5 protein-coding genes are annotated in these 4028 nt (G+C 67.2%); 4 read left to right on the top strand and 1 reads right to left on the bottom strand.

What is annotated here, in order from left to right:
* Together GF399_00640 and GF399_00635 are read left to right on the top strand one after the other, a co-directional pair.
* Window positions 1–939: hypothetical protein (locus tag GF399_00640; GenBank protein ID MBD3398821.1), on the top strand; the 939-nt coding region annotated here is incomplete at its 5' end.
* Between the two features lie 92 nt (window positions 940–1031).
* Complete coding sequence (locus tag GF399_00635) at window positions 1032–1442, top strand: hypothetical protein (GenBank protein MBD3398820.1); 411 nt, start codon at window positions 1032–1034, stop codon at window positions 1440–1442.
* 205 nt (window positions 1443–1647) lie between these two features.
* On the opposite strand, the gene GF399_00630 is transcribed toward GF399_00635, so the two are convergent.
* Window positions 1648–2652: a glycosyltransferase gene (locus GF399_00630; protein MBD3398819.1), complete on the bottom strand. Its 1005-nt coding sequence runs from the start codon at window positions 2650–2652 to the stop codon at window positions 1648–1650.
* Between the two features lie 149 nt (window positions 2653–2801).
* Between GF399_00630 and GF399_00625 the strand changes: the two genes are divergently transcribed.
* Window positions 2802–3152: a hypothetical protein gene (locus GF399_00625; protein ID MBD3398818.1), complete on the top strand. Its 351-nt coding sequence runs from the start codon at window positions 2802–2804 to the stop codon at window positions 3150–3152.
* Window positions 3153–3219: 67 nt separating this feature from the next.
* On the top strand, window positions 3220–3618 hold the full coding sequence (acpS, locus tag GF399_00620; GenBank protein MBD3398817.1) for a holo-[acyl-carrier-protein] synthase: 399 nt from the start codon (window positions 3220–3222) through the stop codon (window positions 3616–3618).
* Window positions 3619–4028 lie beyond the last annotated feature (410 nt).

The following is a 4028-nucleotide window of genomic DNA, read 5'->3' as shown; positions in this document are numbered from 1 at the left end:
CTGCTGCTGGTCGGTTTTCCCAAGCTGCTCAAGGTCGATTTCACCGCCGAGATGGAGCGGGAGCTCGACGAGATCGCCCAGGGCGAGAAGGACTGGCGGGCCGTCCTGGACGAGTTCTATGAATCCTTCCGCCCCGAGCTCGAGCGCGCCGAAAAGGAACTGCCCAAGCGCCGCGACCACGAAACCCGGGTCGAAGAACTCAACTGTCCCCTCGACGACGGCGATCTGGTGATCAAGTTCGGCAAGGCCGGACCCTTCGTCGGCTGCGCCAACTATCCGGACTGCAAGTTCACCGCCAACTTCCACCGCGACGAGCAGGGACGGTTGATCCTCGAGGAGCGCGAGAACAATATCGGCACCGAGCCCGAGCTCACCGAGGTTCCCTGCCCCCTTTGCGGCGAACCGATGGTGCTGCGCTCCGGACGCCGCGGCGAGTTCCTCGGCTGCAGCCGCTACCCCAAGTGCAAGGGCACCCTGGACTTCACCCGGGACGAGAACGGCAAACTGATTCCCGAGGAGGCGCCCGATCCCTCCGAGGTGCCGACCTGCGAGAAGTGCGGCGCGCCAATGGTCCGCCGCAAGGGACGCTACGGCCCCTTCTGGGGTTGCTCCAACTATCCCAAGTGCCGCAGCATCGTCCGCATCGAACAGAGCGCCGAGGAGAAGGAGCAGGCCCAGCGCGAGGCCGCCGAGCGACGCGAGAAGAACAAGGAACCGCAGCGCCTCGAGCTGCCCTGCCCCGCGGAGGGCTGCGAGGGCCGGATGGTGGCCCGCGTCAACCGCTACGGCAAGGAGTTCTACGCCTGCGACGCCTATCCCGAGTGCAAGTTCTCCTGCAACCGCAAGCCCGTGGAAAGCCCCTGCCCCAACTGCGGCTTCCCCTGGCGCGAGCCCTACTACAAGAAGCTACGCTGCCACCACTGCGGCCACAAGGGCTGACACCCCCTCCCACCGCCCAAGCATCCCGCCGGACTCGCCTCCCCCATGATGATCAGCACCACCGAACCGAGCCGCCGTCGACGAGGTCCCCCATGGCCGTCAAACTCGGCGACAGACTCGTTTACGGACTGAGCCGCCTCGATGCGGCCGGGACCCTCGATCCCGGCGAAGCCGCCGCCGAGTACGGCCTGGAACCCGGGGCCAGGGTGCTGCTGGTCCGCGGCGGCGTCCTGGGACCCCTCGTCGTCACCGCGGCAGTCTACGCCGAACTGCCCGCCGACCTGCAGCACGGCCTGCTCAGCGAGGCCGTCTTCCTCGGCAAGAGCGAGGTCACCACCAAGGGCCGCCTGCTCCTCGTCGAACGGGTGCGCGAGGCCTACGGCCTCCGCGCCGGCGACGAGGTTTTGCTGGCCTCCGCCGGCTCCCGCGGGCTGCACCTGATTCTGCGCGGCGGCCTGTTCGGCCAGGCCCTGGGCACCAGCGGCGTCCCCCAGCTGGTGTAGCCCCGGGCGACCTGGGAAAAAGGGCCTTCGCATACCGCCAGCGATACGCAAGCCCACCGCGCCGGAACCGGCACGGTTTTTGCATCTCGGCGACCGTTGGAGCGATCTTAACGGTCGGCCTCCGCAAAAACCGTGCCGGTTCCGGCGCGGTGTGTTATGCGGTATCGCGGGTGTTTTTCCCAGGTCGCCCGGGGCGTCTTTCCGTTCAGGCGGTGAAGAAGGCGTCGCGACCCTCGCGGAGGTCGTGGGCGGCGAATTCGCGTCGCAGTCGTTCCCGGGAACCGGCCTGGCCGACGGCGCCGAGGTGGATGTACTTTTGGTAGTCGTCGACGGCCGCCGGTGGGATCACCGGTGCGCCGTGGATGATCTCGCCGAGGCGTCCGGGGTGGACCTCGACGATGGCGGCGGGGCGTTCGATCCCCTGTCGGCGCAGGGCCTTGAGCAGGGCCTTGCCGAGGGGTCCACAGCCCCAGAGGACGTAGCCGTTCCGGGGCCGGACGACGTACTCGGCCAGGTAGTGGGTCTTGAGTTCGAGGAAGGCGGCCGCCCGGTAGCGGGGATCGGTGCGGGTCAGCCGGTCGCTGTGGTCGCGCCAGACGTGGAGAGTGCGGGAGACCTTGGCCAGTTCGGCGTCGTGCTCGAAGAGCAGACGCAGCCAGAGATCGTAGTCCTCGGGGCCGTCGAATTCCCGCCAGCCGCCGGCGGCTTCGAGAACCGCTCGACGCAGCATCACCGTGGGGTGGATCAGGGGGCTCTCGATGAACACCTGGCGACGGATGTCTTGGGGGGTGATCAGGGAGTTGTTCCATTCCAGGTAGCGCCGGGCGCCGGGGGTCATCGCCGCGGCGGGCTCGACGCGGGCCGGACAACCGCAGCCGGCGAGATCGGCGCGCTGGGCCAGCAGAGCGGCCTGGGCCGCCAGCCGACCTGGGAGCATCCGGTCGTCGGCGTCCATCCGGGCGACGAGTTCGCCGCGGCAGGCGGCCAAGCCGGCATTGAGGGCGGCGACGAGGCCGCGGTGGGGTCGGCTTATAATCCGCAGCCGGGCATCCCGTCGGGCGTAGTGAGCCAGGATCGCCGGTGAGGGATCCGTCGAGCCGTCGTCGACGGCGACGACCTCAAAGGACGCCCCGGTTTGGGCCAGGGTGGTTTCCAGGGCCGCCGGCAGGGCGGCGGCGGCATTGTAGACGGGCAGCAGGACGGAGATCATCGTGCTCGGTCTCGGCGGGTCGCAGGGATTATAGCGGCGGGGACGGCCGGGGACAAGGCGGCCCCGGCAGGTCCACCTTTCCCCCGGGCGGCTCCCTGTGCTAGTATTCTCGTTACGGTTGTGGAAGTTTTACCTGCCAAGGAGTGCCGATGCGCTTGTTGAAGCCGTTATTTGTCCTGGTTGTCTTTCTGGTCTGTCTGGCGGGTTGCGATGGTCAACAGCCCGCTGATGAAGCGGAGGAGCCCGTCGAGGAAGCCTCCGCCGGCGAGGTCGCGCCCGGTGGGGAGTCCACCCCGCCGCCGGCCGCCGAGGATCAAGACGACAAGGAGCAGCTCTACAGCGGAACCTACGTTTACGTGACCGAGCACGGCGGCAAGTATCACGCTCCCGACTGCCAGCACGTCGCCGGTCATGACAACCTGCGCCGGATGAGCCGGGAGCGGGCCCTGGCCGAGGGCTACGAGCCCTGCAAAGTCTGTCGTCCCGGTTACCAGCAATAGCCGGGGTGTCGTGGTATAATTCTGTTTTCGCCGTCGTTCGCGCTGCGCCGCCGCGGAAGGGGCCACCTTGAGCGACATCCTCGGTTTGGGCATCGACGTTGTTTCGCTGGCCCGTTTCACCCGGTTGTTGCGCACCGACCGTGAAACGGCCCTGCGGCGCCACGTCTTCACCCAACGCGAGTGGCCCCGCGACTGGGGCTCCCGGCCGATCAGCTTTCTGCTGGCCAAGCTGTCGGCCCGCTTCGCCGTCAAGGAGGCGGCGATGAAGGCCCTGGGCTGCGGCTGGGGTCAGGGGACGTACTTCAAGGAGTTCGAGGTCGTCCCCCGGGAGGGTGGCGGCATCGAGCTGGAACTCCACGGCAACGCCGCCCGGCTGGCGGAGCAACGGGGGATCAACAACTGGTTCGTCTCCATCGCCCACGAGCGTTACTACGCCGTGGCCACGGCCCTGGCGCTGCATGATTGAAACGGTTTTCAAACCACGCCCTCGTTGCGCCGCGATCGCCCCCTGGGGCGGTTTTATTGTATTGTGGGGTCATCATCCGATAGAGGACCTCTTCACTGGTTCAGCAGCCGCTGTCTGAACCCGGACGTTAGTGCCCCTTCGGCATCGGTTAATCGTTCAGCGGCCTGCTTTCAGCCCCTGCTTTGAGTGCGGTGCCGGTATGCCGAGCGACGGCTGACCCTTCCAGCTTGTTCGCTACCAGTTGGTTCAGGCCGAGCTCGACTGTCGCAGTGCCGACTAACGAATGGGCCGGCTAAACGATGAAAACCGTTGCCTATCGATAACTATCCGCTGAGACGGGCGGTGGGAAGCGAGCGGGTCAGACGCGTTGTTATTCTTGTTGCGGCGGAGCTTGGGTGGCTTCAACCTCG

It is taken from the genome of Candidatus Coatesbacteria bacterium (assembly GCA_014728225.1).
Lineage (GTDB): Bacteria > RBG-13-66-14 > RBG-13-66-14 > RBG-13-66-14 > RBG-13-66-14 > WJLX01.
The sequence above is the reverse complement of the archived record's forward strand: the minus strand, read 5'-3'. Positions and strand labels throughout refer to the sequence as shown.